General features: G+C 59.0%; 26 protein-coding genes, 1 tRNA gene and 1 pseudogene. 21 read left to right on the top strand and 7 right to left on the bottom strand.

What is annotated here, in order from left to right; translation table 11 throughout:
• Nucleotides 1-48 precede the first annotated feature (48 nt).
• A complete protein-coding gene (locus PSH94_RS16460; RefSeq protein WP_181081249.1) occupies nucleotides 49-366 on the top strand; it encodes an I78 family peptidase inhibitor in 318 nt (105 codons plus the stop codon).
• A 72-nt stretch (nucleotides 367-438) separates the two neighbouring features.
• On the opposite strand, the gene PSH94_RS16455 is transcribed toward PSH94_RS16460, so the two are convergent.
• Both PSH94_RS16455 and PSH94_RS16450 read right to left on the bottom strand, forming a co-directional pair.
• Complete coding sequence (locus PSH94_RS16455; RefSeq protein WP_003234260.1) at nucleotides 439-651, bottom strand: cold-shock protein; 213 nt, start codon at nucleotides 649-651, stop codon at nucleotides 439-441.
• Nucleotides 652-940: 289 nt separating this feature from the next.
• Entirely contained in the window at nucleotides 941-1255 is a 315-nt protein-coding gene (locus PSH94_RS16450; protein ID WP_181081250.1) for a hypothetical protein, read from the bottom strand.
• A 365-nt stretch (nucleotides 1256-1620) separates the two neighbouring features.
• On the opposite strand from PSH94_RS16450, the gene thrS reads away from it, so the two are divergent.
• The 9 genes from thrS to PSH94_RS16405 all read left to right on the top strand — a co-directional run bounded on the left by thrS (nucleotide 1621) and on the right by PSH94_RS16405 (nucleotide 9077).
• The gene (thrS, locus tag PSH94_RS16445) at nucleotides 1621-3543 is read left to right on the top strand and encodes a threonine--tRNA ligase (protein ID WP_003192490.1); all 1923 of its coding nucleotides are present in this window, start codon (nucleotides 1621-1623) and stop codon (nucleotides 3541-3543) included.
• Nucleotides 3543-4094, top strand: a complete 552-nt coding sequence (infC, locus tag PSH94_RS16440; RefSeq protein ID WP_169850653.1) for a translation initiation factor IF-3 — start codon at nucleotides 3543-3545, stop codon at nucleotides 4092-4094. The genes thrS and infC overlap by 1 nt, the downstream gene beginning before the upstream one ends.
• A 60-nt stretch (nucleotides 4095-4154) precedes the next feature.
• Nucleotides 4155-4349: a 50S ribosomal protein L35 gene (rpmI, locus tag PSH94_RS16435; protein WP_002553160.1), complete on the top strand. Its 195-nt coding sequence runs from the start codon at nucleotides 4155-4157 to the stop codon at nucleotides 4347-4349.
• Between the two features lie 30 nt (nucleotides 4350-4379).
• Nucleotides 4380-4736 carry a 50S ribosomal protein L20 gene (rplT, locus tag PSH94_RS16430; RefSeq protein WP_002553161.1) on the top strand — a complete coding sequence of 119 codons (357 nt, stop codon included), beginning with the start codon at nucleotides 4380-4382 and terminating at the stop codon, nucleotides 4734-4736.
• Nucleotides 4737-4845: 109 nt separating this feature from the next.
• Nucleotides 4846-5862: a phenylalanine--tRNA ligase subunit alpha gene (gene pheS / locus PSH94_RS16425; protein ID WP_266246125.1), complete on the top strand. Its 1017-nt coding sequence runs from the start codon at nucleotides 4846-4848 to the stop codon at nucleotides 5860-5862.
• A 26-nt stretch (nucleotides 5863-5888) separates the two neighbouring features.
• Complete coding sequence (gene pheT, locus PSH94_RS16420) at nucleotides 5889-8267, top strand: phenylalanine--tRNA ligase subunit beta (RefSeq protein ID WP_305435328.1); 2379 nt, start codon at nucleotides 5889-5891, stop codon at nucleotides 8265-8267.
• A gap of 3 nt (nucleotides 8268-8270) precedes the next feature.
• Complete coding sequence (gene ihfA, locus PSH94_RS16415; protein ID WP_002553164.1) at nucleotides 8271-8573, top strand: integration host factor subunit alpha; 303 nt, start codon at nucleotides 8271-8273, stop codon at nucleotides 8571-8573.
• Nucleotides 8554-8910, top strand: coding sequence for a MerR family transcriptional regulator (locus PSH94_RS16410; protein ID WP_003174972.1), 357 nt, complete (start codon nucleotides 8554-8556; stop codon nucleotides 8908-8910). Before ihfA ends, PSH94_RS16410 begins: the two co-directional genes overlap by 20 nt.
• Nucleotides 8911-9000: 90 nt before the next feature.
• Nucleotides 9001-9077: transfer RNA gene (locus PSH94_RS16405), tRNA-Pro, on the top strand.
• Nucleotides 9078-9146: 69 nt separating this feature from the next.
• On the opposite strand, the pseudogene PSH94_RS16400 reads toward PSH94_RS16405, so the two are convergent.
• Nucleotides 9147-9227: pseudogene (locus PSH94_RS16400) on the bottom strand (integrase); the annotation flags it as partial.
• A gap of 71 nt (nucleotides 9228-9298) precedes the next feature.
• Between PSH94_RS16400 and PSH94_RS16395 the strand changes: the two are divergent.
• Nucleotides 9299-10461 (top strand): IS3 family transposase gene (locus tag PSH94_RS16395; RefSeq protein ID WP_305435326.1). Its coding sequence is split into 2 segments (ribosomal slippage): nucleotides 9299-9554 and nucleotides 9554-10461, totalling 1164 coding nucleotides; the frame shifts between segments, so codons are not numbered across the junction.
• A 484-nt stretch (nucleotides 10462-10945) separates the two neighbouring features.
• Here the strand turns inward: PSH94_RS16395 and PSH94_RS16390 are convergent.
• Together PSH94_RS16390 and PSH94_RS16385 are read right to left on the bottom strand one after the other, a co-directional pair.
• Nucleotides 10946-11233 carry a type II toxin-antitoxin system RelE/ParE family toxin gene (locus PSH94_RS16390; RefSeq protein WP_181081260.1) on the bottom strand — a complete coding sequence of 96 codons (288 nt, stop codon included), beginning with the start codon at nucleotides 11231-11233 and terminating at the stop codon, nucleotides 10946-10948.
• Nucleotides 11223-11510, bottom strand: a complete 288-nt coding sequence (locus PSH94_RS16385; protein WP_305435324.1) for a type II toxin-antitoxin system Phd/YefM family antitoxin — start codon at nucleotides 11508-11510, stop codon at nucleotides 11223-11225. Before PSH94_RS16385 ends, PSH94_RS16390 begins: the two co-directional genes overlap by 11 nt.
• 396 nt (nucleotides 11511-11906) lie before the next feature.
• On the opposite strand from PSH94_RS16385, the gene PSH94_RS16380 reads away from it, so the two are divergent.
• Nucleotides 11907-12224, top strand: coding sequence for a DNA-binding transcriptional regulator (locus tag PSH94_RS16380; RefSeq protein ID WP_034099046.1), 318 nt, complete (start codon nucleotides 11907-11909; stop codon nucleotides 12222-12224).
• A gap of 51 nt (nucleotides 12225-12275) precedes the next feature.
• Here PSH94_RS16380 and PSH94_RS16375 read toward each other — a convergent pair whose 3' ends face one another.
• Nucleotides 12276-12701, bottom strand: a complete 426-nt coding sequence (locus tag PSH94_RS16375; protein ID WP_305435321.1) for a hypothetical protein — start codon at nucleotides 12699-12701, stop codon at nucleotides 12276-12278.
• A gap of 198 nt (nucleotides 12702-12899) precedes the next feature.
• On the opposite strand from PSH94_RS16375, the gene PSH94_RS16370 reads away from it, so the two are divergent.
• From PSH94_RS16370 to PSH94_RS16335, 8 genes are all read left to right on the top strand, one after another.
• Entirely contained in the window at nucleotides 12900-13208 is a 309-nt protein-coding gene (locus PSH94_RS16370) for a hypothetical protein (RefSeq protein ID WP_305435319.1), read from the top strand.
• Between the two features lie 83 nt (nucleotides 13209-13291).
• A complete protein-coding gene (locus PSH94_RS16365) occupies nucleotides 13292-13960 on the top strand; it encodes a GntR family transcriptional regulator (RefSeq protein WP_253508486.1) in 669 nt (222 codons plus the stop codon).
• A 61-nt stretch (nucleotides 13961-14021) separates the two neighbouring features.
• Entirely contained in the window at nucleotides 14022-14828 is an 807-nt protein-coding gene (locus tag PSH94_RS16360) for an ABC transporter substrate-binding protein (RefSeq protein ID WP_305435315.1), read from the top strand.
• An 11-nt stretch (nucleotides 14829-14839) separates the two neighbouring features.
• Complete coding sequence (locus tag PSH94_RS16355; protein ID WP_285429060.1) at nucleotides 14840-15616, top strand: amino acid ABC transporter permease; 777 nt, start codon at nucleotides 14840-14842, stop codon at nucleotides 15614-15616.
• A 2-nt stretch (nucleotides 15617-15618) separates the two neighbouring features.
• On the top strand, nucleotides 15619-16398 hold the full coding sequence (locus tag PSH94_RS16350) for an amino acid ABC transporter ATP-binding protein (RefSeq protein ID WP_305435314.1): 780 nt from the start codon (nucleotides 15619-15621) through the stop codon (nucleotides 16396-16398).
• Between the two features lie 36 nt (nucleotides 16399-16434).
• On the top strand, nucleotides 16435-18045 hold the full coding sequence (locus PSH94_RS16345; protein ID WP_305435313.1) for a gamma-glutamyltransferase family protein: 1611 nt from the start codon (nucleotides 16435-16437) through the stop codon (nucleotides 18043-18045).
• Between the two features lie 120 nt (nucleotides 18046-18165).
• Entirely contained in the window at nucleotides 18166-20571 is a 2406-nt protein-coding gene (locus PSH94_RS16340) for a TonB-dependent receptor (protein ID WP_305435311.1), read from the top strand.
• Between the two features lie 215 nt (nucleotides 20572-20786).
• Nucleotides 20787-21401 (top strand): TetR/AcrR family transcriptional regulator, encoded by a 615-nt coding sequence (locus PSH94_RS16335; protein ID WP_305435309.1) that lies wholly within the window; start codon nucleotides 20787-20789, stop codon nucleotides 21399-21401.
• Between the two features lie 58 nt (nucleotides 21402-21459).
• On the opposite strand, the gene PSH94_RS16330 is transcribed toward PSH94_RS16335, so the two are convergent.
• Nucleotides 21460-24210 (bottom strand): glycoside hydrolase family 3 protein, encoded by a 2751-nt coding sequence (locus tag PSH94_RS16330; protein WP_305435307.1) that lies wholly within the window; start codon nucleotides 24208-24210, stop codon nucleotides 21460-21462.
• A gap of 507 nt (nucleotides 24211-24717) precedes the next feature.
• Here PSH94_RS16330 and PSH94_RS16325 point away from each other — a divergent pair.
• On the top strand, nucleotides 24718-24942 hold the full coding sequence (locus PSH94_RS16325; RefSeq protein ID WP_181081271.1) for a hypothetical protein: 225 nt from the start codon (nucleotides 24718-24720) through the stop codon (nucleotides 24940-24942).
• Nucleotides 24943-24981 lie beyond the last annotated feature (39 nt).

Here is a 24981-nt window from a genome sequence, read left to right as displayed (position 1 = left end):
AGACCGCTGTCGCACGATCTCTGTCCATTTTTTATCATAGGAGGCTTCATGCCTTGGAAGCTCGCATCATTCGGTACTTTGTTGGCGGCACTCGCACTGGCGGGTTGCAGCACCTCGGGTACCTCTGAGCCGGCCAAAGATGCCGTGGCCGACGCCGGCCATAGCCGCTGTGAGGCGAAGGCCGCCGAATTTGCGATTGGCCAGAAAGCCTCTGCGCAACTGCTTGAGCAGGCACGCGCGCGATCCGGTGCGCAGAATGCGCGGATCCTCAAGCCCAACGATATGATCACCCTGGAATATCGCTCCGACCGCCTGAACCTGAATACCGATGACAACCTGGTGATCACTCGGGTTAATTGCGGCTGATCGTCATCGACCTTCGCAGCGCCCATAAAAAACCCCGTCACATGGACGGGGTTTTTTTAGCTCAGCGGAGAATTACTCGCCGCGAACCTGTGCAGCTTGCATACCCTTTTGGCCTTTCTCAGCCACGAAGGAAACGGTTTGGCCTTCTTTCAGGCTTTTGAAACCGTCGCTTTCGATAGCTTTGAAGTGTACGAACAGGTCGTCACCGCCACCTTGAGGAGTGATGAAGCCGAAGCCTTTTTCATCGTTGAACCATTTAACGGTGCCGGTTTGGCGATTAGACATGGTGTATCTCCAAGAAACATATATTTTCAGTAGTGCTGTGCTGCTCAGGCCAACTGGGCACACCGGGCTATCATAGTCGAAATGTTCGGCTTGGGAGCCCCCCCAAGGCATTGTTTGCTAATCAATAGCGTTGCGTTTAGCCCTTTGACTGGCTGAAAGCCCCGGTCTACGGGGCTTTGATGCAAAACATAAGGGTGTAAAAAAAGCCGTAAAAGCTGCGTATTTTGTGAGAAACGAGGCATTTCAGGCCGTTTTTTCAGGCAAATAGCCGTCTGATCGGGCGGCGATATTACTTTTTCTTCACGACTTTGCAGGACGAAATAGCCGCCACCGCTTTGTTTTTAAGCTCCGGGCTGGCGTTCTGGTTAGTCATGAGTTCTTTGATTTCTGCAGTACTCAATTCCGCGTTGATTTTGTCCGCGCCACATTCGCAATGGGCCTTGGCGGTCTTGGCGTCCACGTTCTGGCTGGCTGCGGCGCTGCAGTCGCTGACAAAGCTTTCACGGGCACCGGCTGGCCAGTTAGACGGGGCTGCGGCCTGAGCGCCGAAGGAAAGAACAGTCAGGGAGGCGGCGAGAGCGAGGGTCGAGGTAAAACGCATCATGGGATGCTCCTATGGGTCGAGGACGAACGGCGATTCTCAGTGGCTTTGAGGCGCCGCGTACAGCTCAAGTTCACTTTTGCAGCTATAAAGCCTGGAAATCTGCATTACCGGCGGCGGCGGCTCTGCGATGACCGTTCATCTGTGCTAGCATCGACGCCCTGGCTATTTCCCGGTGTGCCAAAGGCCGCCTTGCCACGTTACTTTTGTTCACTCCAGTCACTCTGGTTCGATGATCGGTTGGCCGAAAGGCTCCTGCCGCTGTAAGGCAGGCGTTCAGAAATGAACGGCCTGATATTGGATCTTGTACTGGCTCATCCCAACCCACGTGACCTTTGGTAGGGGTCACCACTAGGAGAGGAGGCGCCATGCCAACTATTACTCTTCCCGACGGCAGTCAGCGTTCATTCGATCATCCGGTTTCGGTAGCCGAAGTCGCCGCGTCGATTGGCGCAGGCCTGGCCAAGGCCACCGTGGCCGGCAAGGTCGACGGCAAACTGGTCGATGCCAGCGACCTGATCACCAGCGATGCCAGCCTGCAAATCATCACGCCCAAGGACCAAGAGGGGCTGGAGATCATTCGCCACTCCTGTGCGCACTTGATTGGCCATGCGGTCAAACAACTGTACCCGACTGCAAAAATGGTGATCGGCCCAGTCATTGAAGAAGGCTTTTATTACGATATCGCCTACGAGCGTCCTTTTACTCCGGATGACCTCGCGGCCATCGAACAGCGCATGCACGCCCTGATCGAAAAAGACTACGACGTGATCAAGAAGGTCACGCCGCGCGCCGAAGTGATCGATGTGTTCACCGCCCGCGGCGAAGATTACAAGCTGCGTCTGGTCGAAGACATGCCGGACGAGCAGGCCATGGGCCTGTACTACCACGAAGAATACGTGGACATGTGCCGTGGTCCGCACGTGCCGAACACGCGCTTCCTCAAGTCGTTCAAATTGACCAAGTTGTCCGGCGCCTATTGGCGCGGCGACGCCAAGAATGAGCAGCTGCAGCGTATCTACGGTACTGCCTGGGCTGACAAGAAGCAGCTGGCCGCTTATATCCAGCGTATCGAAGAAGCCGAAAAACGCGATCACCGCAAGATCGGCAAGCGCCTGAACCTGTTTCACCTCCAGGAAGAAGCGCCGGGCATGGTGTTCTGGCACCCGAATGGCTGGACCTTGTACCAGGTGCTTGAGCAATACATGCGCAAGGTTCAGCGCGAAAACGGCTACCTGGAGATCAAGACTCCGCAGGTCGTTGATCGCAGCCTGTGGGAGAAATCCGGGCACTGGGCCAACTACGCCGACAACATGTTCACCACGCAATCGGAAAACCGCGACTACGCCATCAAGCCGATGAATTGCCCGTGCCACGTGCAGGTGTTCAACCAAGGCCTGAAGAGCTACCGCGAGTTGCCGATGCGCCTGGCCGAGTTCGGTGCCTGCCACCGCAACGAGCCATCGGGTGCGCTGCACGGCATTATGCGCGTGCGTGGCTTCACACAGGACGACGCCCACATCTTCTGCACCGAAGAGCAGATGCAGGCTGAGTCGGCTGCGTTTATCAAGCTGACCATGGATGTCTATCGCGATTTCGGCTTTACCGAAGTCGAGATGAAGCTGTCCACTCGTCCGGAAAAGCGCGTCGGCTCCGACGAATTGTGGGATCGCGCCGAAGCTGCACTGGCCGCAGCGCTCGACAGCGCGGGTCTCGCGTACGATCTGCAGCCGGGCGAGGGCGCCTTCTACGGGCCCAAGATTGAATTTTCGCTGAAAGATTGCCTTGGCCGTGTCTGGCAATGTGGTACCTTGCAGCTCGATTTTAACCTGCCGATCCGTCTGGGAGCCGAATACGTCTCCGAAGACAACAGCCGTAAGCACCCGGTCATGCTGCACCGGGCGATCCTCGGTTCGTTCGAGCGGTTCGTCGGAATCCTGATCGAGCACTACGAGGGTGCATTCCCTGCGTGGCTGGCTCCAACCCAGGCAGTGATCATGAATATCACTGATAAACAGGCAGATTTTGCCGCTGAAGTTGAAAAAACTCTCAACGAAAGCGGATTTCGTGCCAAGTCCGACTTGAGAAATGAAAAGATCGGCTTTAAAATCCGCGAGCATACTTTGCTCAAGGTTCCCTATCTTTTGGTTATCGGAGATCGGGAAGTCGAGATGCAGACTGTCGCTGTGCGTACTCGTGAAGGTGCTGACCTGGGCTCGATGCCCGTCGCCCAGTTCGCTGAGTTCCTCGCGCAAGCGGTTTCCCGGCGTGGTCGCCCAGATTCGGAGTAATTATTATTAAGCGTGAAATGAGACAAGATAAACGAGCTGCACCGAAAGCCCCGATCAACGAGAATATCTCGGCACGCGAGGTTCGGTTAATTGGCGCTGACGGCGAGCAGATTGGCATCGTCTCGATTGATGAAGCGCTTCGTATCGCTGAAGAGTCCAAGTTGGACCTGGTGGAAATTTCCGCCGACGCAGTCCCGCCTGTTTGCCGGGTGATGGACTACGGCAAATCGATCTTCGAAAAGAAGAAGCAGATTGCTGCAGCGAAGAAGAACCAGAAGCAGATTCAAGTAAAAGAAATCAAGTTTCGTCCAGGGACGGAGGAAGGGGATTACCAGGTAAAACTGCGCAACCTGGTACGTTTCCTGAGTGATGGGGACAGGGCCAAGGTATCCTTGCGATTCCGCGGCCGTGAGATGGCCCACCAGGAGCTGGGGATGGAACTCCTCAAGCGGGTTGAAGCTGACCTGCTCGAGTACGGTTCGGTCGAACAGCATCCTAAGATGGAAGGACGCCAGCTGATCATGGTCATCGCCCCGAAAAAGAAGAAGTAATCAACAGGGCACGGCAGGCCTTCTGATTATGTTTATCAACTGAATGCGGAGTATCCGAACATGCCAAAGATGAAGACTAAAAGTGGTGCTGCTAAGCGGTTTCTGAAAACTGCTAACGGTATCAAGCACAAGCACGCTTTCAAGAGCCACATCCTGACCAAAATGTCGACCAAGCGTAAGCGTCAACTGCGCGGTAGCAGCTTGCTGCATCCGTCTGACGTGGCAAAAGTCGAGCGCATGCTGCGCCTTCGTTAATTTTTGGATCAAGAATAGAGGAAGTAACTCATGGCTCGTGTAAAGCGTGGCGTCATTGCCCGTAAACGTCACAAAAAAATTCTGAAACTTGCTAAAGGCTACTACGGCGCGCGTTCACGCGTATTCCGTGTTGCCAAGCAAGCGGTAATCAAGGCAGGCCAATACGCCTACCGTGACCGTCGTCAGAAAAAACGTCAGTTCCGCGCTCTGTGGATCGCTCGTATCAACGCTGGTGCTCGTGTTAACGGTCTGTCCTACAGCCGTTTCATCGCCGGTCTGAAAAAAGCGTCCATCGAGATCGACCGTAAGGTTCTGGCTGATCTGGCAGTGAACGAAAAAGCGGCGTTTGCTGCGATTGTCGAGAAAGCTAAAGCCACCTTGGCTTAAGTACCCCCGACAGTCACCTTGGGTTGCTCCTGCAGCCCAAGGTGTTAAACGTCATAAATAGGGGAAGAGCCTTCAAGCTCTTCCCCTATTTTGTATCTGGAGTCTGTACATGGAAAACCTGGACGCGCTCGTCGCTCAAGCTCTCGAGGCTGTGCAAAGCGCTGAAGATATCAATGCCCTGGAGCAAATCCGGGTTCACTACCTTGGCAAAAAGGGTGAATTGACTCAGGTGATGAAGACCCTGGGGAATTTGCCGGCGCAAGAACGTCCGCAAGTCGGTGCGCTGATTAACGTCGCCAAGGAGCGTGTCACAGAGGTTCTCAATGCGCGCAAGGCGTCGCTCGAGGAGGCCGATCTTGCGGCCAAGCTCGCCGCCGAGTCCATTGACGTTACCTTGCCTGGTCGTGGTCAGGCCTCGGGCGGTCTGCATCCGATTACCCGGACTCTGGAACGTATCGAACAGTTCTTCACCCATATCGGCTACGGCATTGCCGAAGGCCCCGAGGTCGAAGACGACTATCACAACTTCGAAGCGCTCAACATCCCAGGCCATCACCCGGCCCGGTCGATGCATGACACCTTCTATTTCAATGCCAACATGCTGCTGCGCACCCATACCTCGCCGGTACAGGTCCGCACCATGGAAGCGAACAAGCCGCCGATCCGCATCGTCTGCCCAGGCCGTGTGTACCGCAGCGACTCCGATATCACCCACTCGCCGATGTTCCATCAGGTCGAAGGCCTGCTGGTAGATCGCGATATCAACTTCGCCGACCTTAAAGGCACCATCGAAGAATTCCTGCGGGTGTTCTTCGAGAAAGAACTGGCGGTGCGTTTCCGCCCATCGTTCTTCCCGTTCACCGAGCCTTCCGCTGAAGTCGACATGGAATGCGTGATGTGCAGCGGCAAAGGCTGTCGCGTATGCAAGCAGACCGGTTGGCTGGAAGTCATGGGCTGCGGCATGGTTCACCCGAATGTGTTGCGCATGTCCGGGATCGACCCGGAGGAGTTCTCGGGCTTTGCCTTCGGCATGGGCGTAGAGCGCCTGGCTATGCTGCGTTACGGCGTGAACGACTTGCGTCTGTTCTTCGACAACGACTTGCGGTTCCTCGCGCAATTTCGCTAGTCGTAACGAATCTTTAGGAGAGCAGGATGAAATTCAGTGAACAATGGCTGCGTGGCTGGGTAAGCCCGCAGGTAAGTCGCGACGAGCTGGTCGCTCGTCTGTCGATGGCCGGTCTTGAGGTCGATAGCGTTACGCCGGCCGCCGGTGTTTTCAGTGGCGTGGTAGTGGGTGAGGTGCTGAGCACCGAGCAACACCCCGATGCTGATAAATTACGTGTATGCCAGGTCAGCAATGGCGCCGAAACGTTCCAGGTCGTGTGCGGAGCGCCCAACGTGCGCCCGGGCCTGAAGATTCCGTTTGCCATGATCGGCGCCCAGCTGCCGGGCGACTTCAAAATCAAGAAGGCCAAACTGCGTGGTGTTGAGTCCAACGGCATGCTGTGCTCCCAGGCTGAGCTGCAGGTAGGCGAGGGCAATGACGGCTTGATGGAGCTGCCGGCCGATGCGCCGGTGGGCCAGGACATTCGTGTCTATCTGGAGCTGGAAGACGCCAGCATCGAGGTCGACCTGACTCCCAACCGTGGTGACTGCCTGTCCCTGGCGGGGCTGGCGCGTGAAGTAGGCGCGTTGTACAACGCTCCAGTCACTCGCCCAGTGGTCGCCGCAGTGGCTGCGGTGCACGATGAAGTGCGGCCGATCGAAGTGCTGGCTCCAAACGCCTGCCCGCGCTACCTGGGTCGCGTGATCCGTAACGTCGACCTGTCCAGGCCTACCCCGCTGTGGATGGTTGAGCGCCTGCGTCGCGCGGACGTGCGCAGCATCGATGCTGCCGTCGACATCACCAACTATGTGATGTTGGAGCTGGGCCAACCGCTGCATGCGTTCGATCTCGCCGAAATCAACGGTGGCATTCGCGTACGCATGGCCGAAGAAGGCGAAAAGCTGGTACTGCTCGACGGCCAGGAAGTGGCCTTGCGCGCCGATACCCTGGTGATCGCCGACCATTCCCGCGCCCTGGCGATTGCCGGCGTGATGGGTGGCGAGCACAGCGGTGTGTCCGCGACCACCCGTGACGTGTTCCTTGAAAGCGCATTCTTCGACCAGATTGCCATCGCCGGCAAGGCCCGTTCCTATGGCCTGCACACCGATGCATCACACCGCTACGAGCGTGGCGTGGACTGGAAGCTGGCCCGCGAGGCCATGGAGCGCGCCACTGGCCTGTTGCTGGAAATCACCGGTGGCGAAGCTGGTCCGATCACCGAAACCGTCAACGAGCAGTACCTGCCGTCCGTTGCGCCGATCACCCTGCGCGCCAAAAGTGTCGAGCAGATGCTTGGCCTGGTGATCGCACCGGCTGAAATCGAACAGCTGTTGTCTGCTCTCGGCCTGGGTATTTCTTCGAGTGGGGAAGGACAGTGGCACGTTGAAGTGCCAAGTCATCGCTTCGATATCAGCCTGGAAGTCGACTTGATTGAAGAGCTGGCGCGCTTGTACGGCTACAACCGCCTGCCGGTTCGTTATCCGCAAGCGCGCCTGGCACCGCAACCCAAGGCCGAAGCGCGTGCGCATCTGCCTGAGCTGCGTCGCTTGTTGGTGGCTCGTGGTTATCAGGAGGCAGTGACCTATAGCTTCATCGATCCGAAGCAGTTCGAACTGTTCAACCCTGGCGTCGAGCCGCTGCTGCTGGCCAACCCTATTTCCAACGACATGGCGGCCATGCGCTCTTCGCTGTGGCCAGGCCTGGTGAAAGCGCTTTCTCATAACCTGAACCGTCAGCAAGACCGCGTGCGCATGTTCGAAAGCGGCCTGCGCTTCGTCGGCCAACTGGACGGCCTCAAGCAAGAGCCGATGTTGGCGGGTGTTGTATGCGGTAGTCGCTTGCCCGAAGGCTGGGCGCAAGGCCGCGACGCGGTAGATTTCTTCGACGTCAAGGCTGATGTGGAAGCGGTGTTGGGCTTCGCCGGTGCACTGGACGCTTTCACGTTTGTGCCGGGCAGCCACCCAGCGTTGCACCCTGGCCAGACCGCTCGCATCGGACGCGAAGGGCGCCTGGTGGGCTTCATTGGTGCTCTGCATCCTGAATTGTCGAAAACCCTCGGTCTCGACCGTCCGGTCTTTGTTTTCGAATTGGTATTGGCTGAAGTGGCTGCAGGCAAGATGCCCAAATTCAGCGAGTTGTCGCGCTTCCCTGAAGTGCGCCGTGACCTGGCGCTGATCGCCGATCGTGGAGTGCCCGCCACTGCCGTTATGGAGGTAATCCGTGAAAATGCAGGGGAATGGCTGACGGACCTCAGGCTATTTGACGTCTATCAGGGTAAAGGTATTGATCCGCATAGAAAAAGCCTTGCGGTCGGCTTGACCTGGCAGCATCCATCGCGCACTCTTAATGACGATGAGGTGAATGCCACGACACAAAATATCCTCACCTCGCTTGAACAAAGGTTAAACGCCACGTTAAGGAAGTGACGTATGGGGGCTTTGACGAAAGCTGAGATGGCGGAACGTCTGTACGAAGAGCTGGGTCTTAACAAGCGCGAGGCCAAGGAATTGGTCGAGCTGTTTTTTGAAGAGATCCGTCACGCTCTGGAAGACAACGAACAGGTCAAATTGTCCGGTTTCGGCAATTTTGACCTGCGGGACAAACGCCAGCGGCCTGGCCGCAATCCAAAAACGGGAGAAGAAATCCCGATCACGGCTCGCCGTGTGGTCACCTTTCGTCCAGGGCAGAAGTTGAAGGCCCGAGTTGAGGCTTATGCTGGAACCAAGTCATAACGACGAGCTACCCGTCATCCCAGGCAAGCGCTACTTCACCATCGGTGAAGTCAGCGAGTTATGTGCGGTTAAACCGCACGTGCTGCGCTATTGGGAGCAGGAGTTTCCTCAACTCAACCCCGTCAAACGCACCGGGAACCGTCGGTATTATCAGCGCCAGGATGTGCTGATGATCCGACAGATCCGCGCATTGCTGTACGACCAGGGATTCACCATCAGCGGTGCGCGCCAGCGCATGTCCGGTGATGAAGCCAAAGACGACACCACTCAGTACAAGCAATTGATCCGCCAGATGATCTCCGAGCTCGAAGATGTGCTGGTGGTTTTGAAGAAATAAATCCGGCTTTTAAAATACTTCCACATTTCAAAAGCTTGCGGTATATTCCTGATCGCTTCCTTGCGAAGCAAACCCAGTAACACGCCTAGTCGGGGCGTAGCGCAGTCCGGTAGCGCACTAGCATGGGGTGCTAGGGGTCGAGTGTTCGAATCACTCCGTCCCGACCATATTATTCAATGACTTAGCCGAACTGTAGCCAGTTCGGCTTTTCCATGCGTAGGGACTTTTGCGGGGGATCATCCCAATTTCCTCCTTAAGATGGTCAGCGCTGGCCCGCGAGAGTCGGTTGCCGACACTTTGTTAGCAGCCTCAATCAGATGCTGCTGTAGTGGTCTAATGAAACCGGACACCCATTTAGGCGAGAATGCTCGCCAGATCGAGGTGTCAGATGACCAAACAACGCCGCTCCTTTACTCCTGAATTCAAGCGCGAGGCTGCCGACCTTGTGCTCAAACAAAACTACAGCTACATCGAAGCCAGCCGTTCGCTCGGCATTGGTGAGTCGGCATTGCGTCGCTGGGTTGACCAGATTCAGAAAGAACATAAAGGCGTCACCCCGCAGAGCAAGGCACTGACTCCGGAACAGCAAAAAATTCAGGAGCTGGAAGCCCGGATTGCTCGGCTTGAGCGAGAGAAATCAATACTAAAAAAGGCTACCGCGCTCTTGATGTCGGAAGATCACGAGCGTTCGCGCTGATTGACCAGTTGAGGGCACATGAGCCGGTTGATTGGCTGTGCAAGGTGTTTGACGTCACTCGCTGGTGTTACTACGCCCAGCGCCTGCGGCGCCGCACGCCGGATGTTGAACGGCTTCGATTGCGGAGTCGCGTCAGTGAGCTGTTCTCGCAAAGTCGCAGCTCTGCGGGCAGTCGCAGCATCCTGTCACTGATGCGTGAAGACGGTGAGCAACTCGGTCGATTCAAAGTGCGTAGCTTGATGCGCGAGCTTGATTTAGTCAGCAAACAACCCGGCTCCCATGCCTACAAACGAGCAACAGTAGAAAGACTGGATATCCCGAACACATTGAACCGCGAGTTCGGCGTGCCTGCGCCCAATCAAGTCTGGTGCGGCGATATCACCTACATTTGGGCGCAAGGAAAGTGGCATTACCTGGCTGTCGTCCTGGATCTTTGTACGCGTCGGATCGTGGGCTGGGCGCTGTCGGAAAAGCCAGACGCTGAACTGGTGATCAAAGCGCTGGATATGGCTTACGAGCTGCGTGGCAGGCCTTCGGATCTGCTATTCCACTCTGACCAGGGATCGCAATATGCAAGCCGACTCTTTCGCCAGCGGTTATGGCGATACCGCATGCGCCAAAGCATGAGTCGACGAGGAAACTGCTGGGATAACGCACCGATGGAGCGCGTATTTCGCAGCTTGAAAACAGAATGGATACCGACCGTGGGCTATCGAACTGCGCAGGAAGCACAGCGCGATATCAGCCATTTTTTGATGCATCGGTACAACTGGATTCGGCCTCATCAATTCAACGATGGGTTGGCACCAGCGCGGGCCGAGGAAAAACTTAACGTCGTGTCCGGGATTAGTTGACCACTACACTCTGGTCTACAACGCGGTACCAGCGGGTTACTTTGGTTCAAAGAAATCGCTGATATGGTCGTCCATCTTGGGCAGAGCGGAATTCATATTGATAGCACCTTTGTTCCTGACGGTAGCGTGGGAATACATTGGGCAAAGCATTGGAAGACCGCTGAGTTAGAAAACGTTTACAGCCCACGAATCAAATACGAACACAACTACCCAGATTATTTCCCGCAAGCCCTGTCGAACCCTCAAGAGTCAAACTGCTATCCAGAGTCCGCCCTGGGGGAGTTTCGGAGGTGGTTCCGTGAGGTATACATAGGCGCTGGCAAGTTTGAGGCGTACCTGACAACGAAGGTCAAAGCCAAGGCTCTGCCGATATCTGTAGCTCAGTTAGCCATTTCTTCGTACGCAAATCAGCAGCTTCTCAAGTAATAGGCTTTTTCGCTGTATAGAGCTCGGCCCGGCCTCGCGCCGGGTTTCTTGTCTCTGCCTACCGCTTCCCCGCCTGCTGATACACAGAGCTTCGCTCGCGTTTGCCGACAGCCAGCACCAGGATGACAATTCGCTCGTCCTCAACGCGGTACACAAGTCGGTAGCCGGCGCCGCGCAATTTGATCTTGTAGCAGTCCTTCATGCCATGAAGCGCATCGCCTGGTACTCGCGGGCCGGACTGCCGCTCCTGGAGCTTTTTCAGAAACTGGAGGCGTATTGTTCCGTCGAGTTTACGCAACTCCTTCAGTGCCTTCGGATCCCACTCAACCTCGTACTCAGCGGCCATTGGCGATATCTGCCTCTGCCTCGCCAATCAGATCGTCCAGAGATACCCGAACAGGTGTTTCTTTAGCATCGAGCCGAGCCTTGACCAGTTGGACCAGCTCCAGTTCGTCCAGGCGCTCAACCATCGCCTCGTAGACGTTTGCTGGAACCATGTAGCCCATAACGCGGTTGTGGTTCAGCACAGCCACAGGCATGCCGTTGGCGCCGCTCAAGACGGAGGAGGGTTTCTTCTTGAGTTCAGATACGCTGACGGCCACATCAGCCAGAATATTTTGCATAGATAAGACTCCTAGATAGGTCTTTATTCTGGTCTTTTTGTCATGGTGTGGCAAGCGCCTGCTATGTGCTCAGTACATGCTCGGGCACTTGTAGAGGCTAATCGCTGAGCTGTCTAGGCTGGTGCTACCGACTATATATAGCGTTTGAATGTTGGCCTTCTGTGCAATAAAGCCTTCACAGGAGTAGCTGCACATCATGATCCTGGCAGTGAAGCAAATGTTCTGCAGCCTCAGCTTGTACAGGTCTTGAGGCCAAGTCATGCAGTCGTAATCACCGCCAATGGGGCAGGTGACTCTCTCAAGTCCGCCAGAGGTCAAGACTGTTGACCCTGCCAGGTTATCAATATCTTCATATCCCCACGCCGCCTGGCTCAGCCCAGCAATGATCAGCGGCAAATGAAAAAGAAGCGCGATCTGTTTGCTGAGCTGATGCAAGGCGTAAACGAGATGGGCGAGCACCGGCAAGGGAAGATCACACTTCGACAGTACGAAGTTGAGGCTCTTGCGCCTCCAGAGGTGACGGCTGCTGAGATCGTTTCCATCCGTGAGAACCTTCACATGTCGCAGCCGGTTTTCGCCCGGCAAATCAGGACTAGCCCTGACACGCTGAAGAACTGGGAGCAATCGAAGTCAAAGCCAAATGCCCAGGCGGCGCTGCTGATTAAGTTGGTTCAGCGCTTCCCTGACATGGTTGAGCGACTCAACGCCGTTTGAAACGATGATTACCTTGAAGCCCGGCCAAGTGCCGGGCTTTCTGCATCCGGCTCAAGGCTTTTCAGCGTTGGCCTTCTCAAGCAGGGCGGCTATGCCCTCAAGCAGAACCAAGTCCGACTCCTTGAGTCTTCCCTTCGCCGCAGCCCTGGCGAGTTTCTCGATAACCGCAACTGCCCGCGGCGTGGCCTTGTCCTGAAGGGCCTGGTAAGCAGACGCCGCCTCTCGCACCACATCCTGACGGATGTACTCACCCTCGATCAATGCCGGCCCGTGCCCATTCGGGTTGACCAGCACACCAGGCGTGAGCCCGATTTTCTGCTCGAGGTTGAGCGCCGCTTTCTCACCCAATGAGCGGTGCCCATTGAGGATCTGTGACAAATACGAAGCGTCCAGATCGTGCTGGTCGGCGAAGTCTTTCTGGCTGAGTGGGCCGATGACGCGCCGCAGCGCGTCGACCCGAAGAGTTTTGATATCCATAGGCGATAGTGTCCCTGCGTTAGCAAACAGTAAAATATAAAATGCTATTTCTATCTAAATTAGCAAAATGTAATCTTAGCTTCTTTCGGAGACTAACATGACGCTACTCGAACTCATCCGGTCCCTCGACACACCTTTCGGTGGAGTCGGTGGCCAAGCGCAGCGGCACCAGCGCCGGGAACTTTAAACAGATCGCCCATGGCTTTCGCCGGGCAGGCCCAGACCTCGCCATCAATCTTGAGCGGGAGTCGAGCAGGGCGGTTACCTGTGAAGAGTTCCTGTCCGAACGACGAATCGCACCGCCCAAACCTGGAGCAATTTCTCCACATTCTGGTGCACAGCAAGAACGTTGAACCGCTGGATCACCTGGTCAACACATTGGGCTACCCGGCACTTTCCTGCACACAGATGGCGCCTCTGCTGAGCCATTTGGTAGCACATTCGATCTTCAATCAATCCGGCCATGGCGATCGCATTTCCATGCTGCCTGCCAAATCAAACACTTAAGCAGTGCCCATCGCACCTGGCACACATTCTGCTCTGTTTGTATTCGTGGATAATTGGATACAAAAAGTCAAAAGGTGCTGCCAATGCAATTTGCTCCCGTTTACGGTGATCGTCAGCCGCTGACTGCCGAGGAGGAGGCCTATAACTTCCTGCTCGATGCGATCTGCGGCGGACGCTATCGCAAAGGTGATCGGTTGATTGCCGAAGACATTGCCAGCGAGATCGGCATGAGCCGCATGCCGGTGCGCGAGGCGTTTCGCCGTCTGGATGCTCAAGGCCTGGTGACCTTGCGTCCCAACCGGGGTGCGATTGTCAGTGGCCTGGACATTGACGAGTTGCACGAGGTTTTCGAAATGCGCAGTGCCCTCGAAGGCCTCGCGGTGCGTGTGGCGGTCGGGCGCATCGGCGAGCGTCAATTGGCGGCGCTGGAGCGTCTGCTGGATGAAATGGATGACTACCGCGATGAAAGCGCCGAGTGGGTCAGCCGACATCGCGCCTTCCACGAGTACTTGTGCAGCCTCAGCGGCCGGCCGCGGTTGATGAAGCAGATTTCGGCGTTGTATTCCCTGGTCGAAGCGCCAATGCGGTTGTGGCTGCAGCACGGTGAAAAGCCCCTCAGCGCGCGCCAGGAGCACTCAGTGATCCTGGAAGCGATCCGTGCCGGCGATGCGGCCCGCGCTGAGGCGGTGGTGCGTGAGCACATCGAAGGCACTGTGCCGGCGCTGATCCAATTCCTGCAAACAGAACAATAAGATCCATTGTGTTTTGACGTTGAGTCCTGCCCCGTTTTTCAACGAACTGGAGTGTCTGGTCATGCATAAACACCGCGCCTTGCTGGTGGCTGTCTCCCTCGGTCTGTGCACGCAATGGGCCGTCGCCGCGCCCCAAGTGCCGGAGCGCTTGCGCAACGTCGATAAACTCACTTATTGCTCGGGGATGGATTCCCCGCCGCTGGTGTCCTTCGATGAGTCCCAGAAACCGCGTGGCCTTACCGTCGACCTGGGCCTGGAAATCGCCAAGCGCCTGGGCGACAAGCAGGTGCAATGGAAGGTGATTCCGTTCTCCGGCCTGGTGCCGGCGTTACTCGCCCAGCAATGCGACATGATTGTCGACCAGCTGTTCGACAAACCCGAGCGGCGGCAAGTGATCGACATCGTCAACTACATGTACTCCAGCCAGTCGGTGGTGGTGCCCAAGGGCAACCCCAAGGGCATCAAGACCCTGGATGAGCTGTCCGGCCACAAGGTCGCGGTGCTTAACGGCTCCACCATCAAGACCCTGCTGGACACGCAGAACGACAGCCTGGCCAAGGCCGGCAAGCCGCCGATGAAACTGGTGGTCTACAACACCGACACCGATGCCTTCCAGGCCCTGCGCATCAGCCAGGTCGACGCTTACGGCACCACCGTGGAAACCGCCGGTTATTACGCAGCGATGGCGCCGGACCTGTTCCAGGAGGGCGTGCCCGCGTTCAGTCGCATCCTCACGGGCCTGGGCATGCGCAAGGATGACCCGCAACTGACGGCGGCCGTGCATCAGGTGATCAGCGACATGCGCAGCGATGGCAGCTATGCGCAGTTGCTGAATAAATGGCATGTCAGCAGCGACACACTCGACTGAGGTCCGGCGCGATGAACTTCAATTGGGATGTGTTCTGGCAGTACCTGTTACAGCCCAGCGGGGTGTACCTCACCGGGCTCTGGCTGACCTGCCTGATCAGTGTGCTGGCGATGCTGCTGGGCTGTGTGCTTGGCCTGGCGGCGGCGCTGCTGCGCCTGTCGAAAAACCCGCTGCTGCACCTGCCGGTGCGCTTTTACGTGTGGCTGATGCGCGGCACGCCGTTGCTGGTGCAGATCGTGTTTCTCTACACCGCGCTGGCGGCCGGCGGGATTTTCCGTTTTGAGGACATCGAGCTGTTCGGCCTGGTAGTGCCCGGCAATATCCAGGCGGCGATCATTGCCCTGGGCCTGAACGAAGGCGCGTATATGGCCGAGATCATTCGCGCCGGCATCGGCGCGGTCGACAAAGGTCAGTACGAAGCCGGACGTTCCCTGGGCATGGGTTTCGCCAAGTTGATGCGGCGCATCGTGCTGCCCCAGGCGTTTCGCGTGATCGTGCCGCCGCTGGGCAACGAGTTCAACGTGATGCTCAAGAACACCACCCTGGTCAGCGTGATCGGTGTGCAGGAACTGCTGCTCAGCACCCAGATGATCACCTCGGCGACCTTTCGCGTATTTGAGCTGTACCTGGTGGTCGCGTTGTACTTCCTGACGCTGACCACGCTGTGGGGCTTTTTTCAGCGCTGGCTTGAAGTCCGCTTCAGCCAGTCCGACCGGCCATCGGCGCCCCCGCCGGCCGCCAGCCGCATGTTCGGTCGCAGCACCCTGAAACTGCTGAGGGGACGTTAACCATGGCGCATCAAAGTGAAGAGCTGATCATCGAAGCGCTGAACATCCACAAATCGTTCGGCGCGTTGCAGATTCTCAAGGGCATCTCCCTGCAAGTGCGGCGCGGCGAAGTGGTGGTGCTGATCGGCGCCTCCGGTTCCGGCAAGACCACCTTTATCCGCTGCATTAATCTGCTGGAGGACATCCAGGGCGGGCGCATCCGCGTCAACGGCCGCGCCATGGGTTACCGCGAGCGCAGCGACGGCAGCCTGGTGCGCGATTCGGAGCGCAACATCGCCCGCCAGCGTCGTGACATCGGCATGGTATTCCAGCGCTTCAACCTGTTCCCCCATATGACCGCGCTGGAAAACATCATCGAGGCGCCGATCCAGGTGCTGGGTACCCCGCGTGCCGAGGCGTTGGAACAGGCGCGCGGTTTGCTCGCGCGCGTCGGCCTGGCGGACAAGGCCAACCATTACCCGTCGATGCTCTCCGGCGGCCAGCAGCAACGGGTGGCGATCGCCCGTGCGCTGGCGATGAAACCCCAGGCGATGCTGTTCGACGAACCCACCAGCGCCCTCGACCCGGAAACCGTCGGCGAAGTGCTGCAGGTGATGAAAGAACTGGCCGAGGAGGGCATGACCATGGTGGTGGTCACCCACGAAATGGGCTTTGCCCGTGAAGTGGCCGACCGCGTGGTGGTGCTCGACCAGGGCGAGCTCATCGAGCAAGGGCCGCCGGAACAGATCTTCAGTCATCCCAGCCACCCGCGTACCCGAGCCTTTCTCAGTCGCGTGCTCTGAGCGCACGCCAATCCCTCTTATTCAAGAGCTTTTGCCATGTTGAACTTCTCTGCCCATGAATATCCCTATGCGTCGCAACGCCAAAGCGTGTTCGCCCGGCGCGGCATGGTCGCCGCGTCCCAGCCCCTGGCCGCCCAGGCCGGTATCGAAGTCATGCAACAGGGCGGCAATGCCATTGATGCGGCCATCGCCACGGCGGCGGCGCTTACCGTGGTGGAACCCACCGGCTGCGGCCTGGGCGGCGATGCGTTTGCGCTGGTCTGGTGCAAGGGCCAGCTGCACGGCCTGAATGGCAACGGCCACGCGCCGGCCGCGTTGAGCATCGAGGCGGTCAAGGGCGCAGGTCACGAGCGTATGCCGCTGTACGGTTGGACGCCGGTAACAGTGCCCGGCTGCCCCTCGGCCTGGGCGCAGCTGTCGCAACGCTTCGGCAAGCTGCCCTTCGACGCGCTGCTGCAACCGGCCATCCGCCTGGCACGGGACGGTTTCCCGCTGTCGCCGGTGGTCGCCCATCAATGGCAACTGGCTGTGAACGAATTCAGCCCCCATCGCGACCCGGTGCTCGATGCCTGGTTCGACACCTTCCTCATCGATGGGCGCGCGCCCAAGGCCGGGGAGATGTTCCGCAATCCGGGCCAAGCCCGCACGCTGGAGGAACTGGCCGCCACGCGCTGTGAAAGTCTGTATCGCGGCGCACTCGCCGAGCGCCTGGACGTGCATTCCCGTGCCACTGGCGGTTACCTGCGCGCCAGTGATCTGGAGGATTACCGTGCACAGTGGGTGGCCCCCATCCACATCAACTATCGCGGCGTCGACGTCTGGGAAATTCCACCCAGCGGCCAGGGCCTGGTCGCCCTGATGGCGCTGAAAATCCTTGAAGGCTTCCACTTCGATCACCGCGACAGCGCACAGACCTGGCATCGCCAGCTCGAAGCCATGAAGCTGGCCTACAGCGACGGCCTGCACTACATCACCGATCCACTGCACATGCGTATGGCGGTGGACGACCTGCTCAGCGACAGCTACAGCACCCGGCGTCGCGGGCAGATCGGCGAACAGGCGCAACCGCCCAAACCCGGCGACCCGCACGCCAGCGGCACCGTGTACCTGGCGACCGCCGACGCCGAAGGCAATATGGTCTCGTTTATCCAGAGCAACTACCACGGCTTCGGCTCGGGCGTTGTGCTGCCCGACAGCGGTATCGCCCTGCAGAACCGTGGCCAGGAATTCAGCCTCGACCCGGCCCACGCGAACTGCCTGGCCCCAGGCAAGAAAACCTTTCACACCATCATCCCTGGGTTTCTCACTCAAAACGGTCACGCCCTCGGGCCGTTCGGCGTGATGGGTGGCTACATGCAGCCCCAGGGCCACGTGCAAATGGTGATGAACCTGGTGGACTTCGGCCTCAACCCCCAGGCGGCCCTGGACGCGCCGCGCTGGCAATGGCTGGGCGACCTGAAGGTCGGCATCGAACACGGGGCCTCCCGCGAGTTGGCCAACGCCCTGTCGCGGCGCGGCCACCAGGTGCAGATCGCCAGTGACCTCACTGACTATGGGCGCGGCCAGATCATCCTGCGCGACCCTGTCAGTGGCGTACTCTGCGGCGGTACCGAACCGAGGGCGGATGCGCATATCGCGGTGTGGTGAGCCGAGCAGGGGCGGTACTGTCGCTGCCCCTGTTGTTTTGGAAGAAGTTGGTCGAAGCTGTCCCTTTTTTTCACCTCGCCTGTCATTCCAGGCAAGTGAACAAAATCGAGAGCTTCTCCAATGCCCGTTTTCCGACCCCTGCGCTTGCGCCCTTTGCTGAAACTGAGCCTGCTGGTGAGCCTGAGCACCAGCCCGTTGTTCGTCCCCGTCAGCTATGCCGAAGACAGCGCCGCGCGCCGCAGCTATCAGGTGCCGGCCGGCAGCCTGAGCGCGGCATTGACCCGGTTTGCAGGGCTGGCGGGCGTCAACCTGTCGGTGGACCCGGCGCTCGTCAGCGGGCGCAGCAGCGCCGGCCTGTCCGGCGAGTATGGCGTGGAGGAGGGCTTCGCGCGCCTGCTGCAAGGCTCCGGCCTGCAACTGCAACCCATGGGCGAGCAGGCCTACATGCTGGTGCCCCAGCCGGACGGCAGCAGCCTGGAACTGGCGCCCACCTCGATTCTCGGCACCACCGGCCTGTACGACGGCGACAGCTATGCCGGCGGCCAGGTGGCGCGACGTGGCTCCCAGGGGCTGCTGGGCACGCGGGACTTCATGGAGACCCCGTTCAGCATCACCACCTACACCCAGGAAGCGGTGAAAAACCAGCAGGCGCGCACCCTCGGCGACCTGATCGCCAGCGACCCTTCGGTGCGCGCCACCAACCCGGCCGGTGGACGCTACGAGCAATTCACCATCCGGGGGTTCAGCCTGTTCAACAGCGATGTGGCCTACAACGGCCTGTACGGCGTGCTGCCCACCTATAGCATCGACATGGAAATGGCCGACCGCGTCGATATCCTCAAAGGCCCGAGCCAGTTGATCAACGGCATCTCGCCGCGAGGCAGCGTCGGCGGTGGCATCAACGTGGTGCCCAAGCGTGCCACCGACAAGGACATCACCTCGCTCACCGGCACCTGGGCTTCCGACAGCCAGGCCGGCGGCGCGGTGGATGTGGGCCGGCGCTTCGGCGAGGACAATCAGTTCGGCCTGCGTTTCAACGGCGTGAAACAGTCCGGCGATACCGAATGGGACCACCAGAGCGTCGACCGCGAGATGGCGGTACTGGGCCTGGATTTTCGCGGCGAGCGCCTGCGCCTTTCCACCGATATCGGCCACACCGAGCGCGACACCGATGCGCCCCAGGAGCGCGTGCAAGTCGCCGCCGCCGCCCCGGTGCCCCGCGCCAGCGATGTAAGCCGCAACTATGCGCAATCCTGGAGCAAGGCACGCACCAACGACACGTTCGGCACGGTCAACGGCGAGTTCGACCTCAGCGATAACGTGATGCTCTACGGGGGTGTCGGCGCGCGCAAAAGCAATCACGATTTCCTGCGCCATGCGGTATCCGTCAGCAATGCGGCCGGCGCGTTCAGTGTGCAGCCGCGCGACTTCACCCGCGATGAAAACGTACGCACCGCCACAGCGGGCGTGCGCAACTGGTTCCACACCGGGCCGGTGACCCATGAGGTCAACCTGGCGGCCAGCTATTTCTATATGGACTTCACTAACGGCGGCGCGCGCTATGCGGCCGCGCCGAGCAACCTGTACGACCCGGTGCAAACGCCGACGCCGTCAACGCCTACGCGCCAGGACGCCAAGGTCTACACCGAGAACACGTTCAGCGGCCTGGCGTTGTCCGACACCCTGGGCTTTTTCGACGATCGCCTGCTGCTCACCCTGGGTGCGCGCTGGCAGCGGGTGAAGGTCGACGACTGGAGCGACGGCGTCAAAGGCGACACCGCTTACGACGAAGAAAAAATCTCGCCTTCGGGCGGCCTGCTGTTCAAGGCCACCGACAAATTGTCGCTGTACGCCAACTACATGGAAGGCCTGAGCCAGGGCAAGATCGCGCCGTCCACCTCGGTCAACGAAGACCAGATCTTCGCGCCGTTCATCAGCCGCCAGGTGGAAGTGGGCGCCAAGTACGACGCCGGTGCCTTCGCGGTGACCGCCGCCGTATTTCGCATCAAGCAGCCGGCCTACGAGACCAACGCCACCACCCGCGTATTCGGCCCCAACGGCAAGCGCCAGAACGACGGTGTGGAGCTGAGTGTGTTCGGCGAACCGCTCAAGGGCGTGCGCCTGCTGGGCGGCGTGATGTACATCGACAGCGAACTGAAAAACACCACCAACGGCACTTTCGACGGCAACCGTGCGCCGGCCACGCCCAAGTACAACGTCAACCTCGGTGCCGAGTGGGATGTGCCAATCCTCGAAGGCCTAACCCTGACCAGCCGCGGCATCCATTCCAGCTCGCAATACCTGGACCAGTCCAACGTCAAGGAAATCGACGCCTGGAACCGCATCGATGTCGGCGCGCGCTACGCATTCAAGGTGGATGACAAACACATCACCCTGCGCGCCAACGTGGAGAACGTCGCCGACAAACGCTACTGGAGCTCGGCGGGCGCCTCGGACGACAGCGAACCGGGGCTGACCCTCTCGACGCCGCGCACCTACCTGCTCTCTGCCACCGTCGATTTCTAAAGGCAGATCGGCATGGGGAAGCGGGCTTGCTCATCACAGCAAGCCCGTTCACCACAGCGTTATGTGTCAGCCTTTAAGCTTGTACAGCTACCCATGGCTGTCGAAGGCAAGTCGAATCGTCGCACCGGCTTCGTGCGCAATGCGCCAGCGCCTTTTCGAATTGCGGCCCAGGGGCAATTTGGATAGGGTGCATGCCTGCCCCTCAGGATACCCCCATGACCGAGCCCGCCCCCAAGACCCGTCGCGCACCCAAAGGTGAAAAACGCCGCGAAGCGCTGCTGGATGCGGCCTTGCAGGTGTTTTCCCTGGAAGGCTACAGCGGTGCGTCCGTGGCTCGGGTGGCAGCGATTGCGGGGCTGTCCGTGGCGGGTCTGCTGCACCACTTTCCCAGCAAGATTTCGCTGCTGATGGGCGTGTTGCAACGCCGCGATGAGGTCAACCAGCGCATTGCCGATCAAGTGCGCGCGGAAAAATCCCTGAGCGGTCTGCTCGGCAGCCTGCGGGCGATCAATCGTTCGAATGCTACGGCGCCGGGCGTGGTGCGCGCCTTTACGATCTTGAATGCCGAAAGCCTGCTCGATACGCAGCCTGCCTGGTCGTGGTTCCAGGAACGGTATGCGGGGATTCACGCACGGTTGCAAAACCAGTTCGCCGAGCTGGTTTCGGCGGGGGAGGTGCGCAGCGATGTAGACATCCCTGGGCTGGTGGAAGAAATCCTGGCCATGATGGATGGCCTGCAAATCCAATGGCTGCGGTTTCCCGCGCGCGTGGACCTGGTGGCGCGCTTCGATACCTACCTTACGCGGGTCGAAGCGGCCATCAGAACCTGAACCGAGCGCGGGTCACATGTGGGAGGGCGCAGGCCCACCCACACCCGGCCGCACTGGATCAGTTGCCCGCAGCGCTGCCCTGGCTGCTGTCATCACTCATGTCGTAGCCATCACCGTCGCTGGTGCCGCTGTCACCCTGGTTTTGATGCAGCACGCCGCCGGTCTTGACCGTCGATTCACGCAACGTCGAGTTCAGCGCCGAACGCGGCAGCGGGTTGCTGGTGCCGGTCGACAGTTCCTGGCGGAACGGGTTGACCAGCTTGGCGTTCAGGCGAATGTCCTGGGACGATGCGCCCACCGACAGGGTGAAGCTGTCGGCATCCACCACCCAGTGCTTGCTCGCCACGTCGTAGTAGGCCAGCGAGCGGTCATTGAGCTCGATGGTGACGCGCTTGCTCTCGCCCGGCTTGAGGAACACTTTTTTGTAGCCTTTGAGTTCCTTCAGCGCGCGTTCGACTTTCGGGTTGTTCTGGCCTACATACAACTGCGCGACTTCGGCACCGCCGACCTTGCCGGTGTTGGCCAGGTCGAACGAGACTTTGATCGGCGCACCGGCCACCGCCACCCCAGGCGTGACGCTGATATTGCTGTAGCCGAAGGTGGTGTACGACAAGCCATAGCCGAACGGATAGAGCGGCTTGATGCCTTTTTTCTCATAGCCGCGATAGCCCAGGAACAGGTCGTCCTTGTAGCTCATCCGGTCCAGTTTCTCCTGGTTGTCGAATGTGGGGAAGGTCGCGTAGATCGGGTTGTCTTCGATGTTACGCTCAATGCTGATCGGCAACTTGGCCGACGGGTTGACCTTGCCCAGCAGGATCTCCGCCAGCGCCTGGCCGCCGTTCTGCCCAGGGTAGAACGCATGCAGCGCAGCCGGCACCTGGTCGACCCAGTCACTCATCTTCAAGCCGGTGCCGCCGTGCAGGGTGACGACAGTGTTCGGGTTGACCTTGGCGATGTTTTGAATCAGCAGGTTCTGGTATTCGGGCAGATCGAAACTATGGTCGAACCCTTCGCCTTCGTACTCGTTGCTGTTACCGGCGGCCACCAATACCGCGTCGTAGTTGGCCAGCTCCTGTGGCGCGACCAGCGAGGCCCAGCTCATCTGCACGCCGACCAGGCCGCCCATGGTCGAGAGGTAGCCGTTGCGGCGTGAATATTCCAGCTTGATATCGACCGGCTTGCCGGCTTCCAGCTTGAGTTTGGCAAACACCGGAATGGTCGGCGGAATGCTGTTGTTAGGCAGCGGTTTACCGTCTCCGTTGTCGAGGATTTTCTGACCGTTGACGTACAGGCGCACCGCGCCGTCGGCGCGCACCTTGAACACCTGCTCGCCGCTGACGGTCGGGGTGATCTGCCCGCTGTAGCGAATCGACGTCGCGGCGGTGTCGCCATTGACCGGCAGGCTGTCGGTGGACCAGTCCAGGTCGACGTGCTGGTCGGTGCGGCTGGCGGCCGGCTCGCCGGACCAGTTGGTGTTGCTGAAGAACTCGGTCTTCAGACCTTTGACCGGCTTGCCGTCGCTGTCGACATGGGTCCAGATCGAAGTGGTCGGGTCCAGGGACAGCCCATCGATGAACTCCACCTTGGCGCCCGGTGCCAGTTGCTGCAGGCCGCTCAGCTCGCTGATGTAGTTGGCGGCCATCACGTTGGCGCTGCCGAAACCAGTGGGTGGCGCGTACTTGGCGAGGCTGCCGACCACAGCGATGCGCTTGACCTTCTTCGCATCCAGCGGCAGCAGGTTGTTCTGGTTCTTCAGCAGCACAATGCCTTCGCGCGCGGCATTGAGCGCCACGCGGTTGCTGGTGGCGCTGTTCATGTTATGGCTGGTCAACGGCGCCTTGCTGTCGAATTTGTACAGGTAGATCTGCTTGAGGATGCGCCGCACTTTGTCGTCGATGGTCGCGCTGCTCAACTCGCCGCTGTCCAGATACGGCTTGAGCACCGTGCTGTTCATCTGGTAACCCATCATGTCCAGGTCAGTACCGGCCTGGGCCGCGGGCAGGCCATTGACCACCGCGTTGTAGTCACTCTGCACGAAGCCCGGATAGCCCCATTCGGTTTTCAGAATGTCACGCATCAGGTGTTTGTTCTGGCAGGCAAACTCACCGTTCACCTTCTGGAACGCGCACATCATCATCGCGACTTTGCTGTTCTTGGAGGCGGACTCGAACGGCGGCAATGTCATCTCGCGCAGTACGCGCTCGCTGATGATTTCGTCGAGGTGGAAGCGGTTGCTTTCCTGGTCGTTGGCCGCGAAATGCTTGGCGTTGGCCCACACGCCGCGGGACTGGATGCCGTTGATCACCGCGGGGCCCAGGCTGGCGCCGAGGAACGGGTCTTCACCGGATAGATACTCGAATGCACGGCCGCTGAAGGGCATGCGGTACAGGTTCACGCCGGGGCCGGTGACGAACTGATAGCCGCCACTGGCGGTGTCATACCCCAGCGCGCGGCCCAGGTCGATGGCGCGGCGCGGGTTCCAGCTTGCGGCCAGGTTAGGCCCGGACGGGTACACCACGCCCTGGGCGTTGCCTTCGCTGGTGTAGCGCACGCCTACGCCGCCGTCGGCGCCGTGGATCTGCGGGATGCCGTATTGGCTCAGCGGTTTGACGTCCCAGCCACCGATGCCGCCGATGTAGGCGAGCTTTTCTTCCATGGTCATCTTCGCCAGGGTTTTATCCGCGGCTTTTTCGGCGCGGCTCATCCGTCCTTCGTCCAGCGCCGGGCTGGTGGCGGCATGCACTTGGGACACCGCCAGTGCCAGCAGGGCTAACGCCGACTGCGCACCGATCATTTTGCGTTTACTCATGGCTCTCTCCGACAACGGTCATTCAACATGGCGCGACGAGACGTGTGTCATTCAGGGCACGCTCGTCACTTTTTTCTGGGCAATAGTTGCCCTTGATCGCAATTTTTAACCGATGGCTAATTGCAACTACTTGGCGAAATTCGCGGGTTTATTAGTTAATTAAAAGTGTGAGTTATTGTTGTGAGTAGTGTCTAAGCGATATCACGCGATGGCATTTTGAACCGCAAAAACCGCACAATTAAGGCAATTCTTGCGGTTATAAGTCAAACAAAAGCTAATTTTTGCGTGAAATTAGAAATAATTCCTTACGTTTCGGAACTAAGACTAAACCTACAAGTCGATTGGTTTAAGAAAATTCATTGCGTCATGGCGAACTAGTGGCTTTGTCCGGTAGTTCTAATGTGCCATGTTTTATACAAGCTGTTTTACCCACTGCTTTGGTGTAGGGTCTTGAACGCGTTCAAGGCGCCACTGGAGCGGCCTGCTGTTTTTATCTGGAGAATGTTTATGAAAGTTTCCCTGTTAGGTGCCGGTTTTGTGCTGGGCGTCGCGCTGAGTGGCGCGGCCATGGCGGCTGAGTCCACCGACGCCGACGCCAAGTCCGGCGCTGCCGATTCCACCGTGTTGACCCAGGCCCACGACGCCAAGGCCGCGAAAAAGCAGAAGGCCGAAACCACCAAGGGCGGGCGACCGCTGAACAGCAGCCAAACCGCGCCCAAAGCCTCGAACTGACGGGTAAACGCGCTCCCCTGCAGGAGTGGGCGAGCCCAC

Source organism: Pseudomonas sp. FP2254 (assembly GCF_030687695.1).
In the GTDB taxonomy this organism is placed as follows: domain Bacteria; phylum Pseudomonadota; class Gammaproteobacteria; order Pseudomonadales; family Pseudomonadaceae; genus Aquipseudomonas; species Aquipseudomonas quebecensis.
This window is presented reverse-complemented; position numbering and strand designations above follow the sequence as displayed.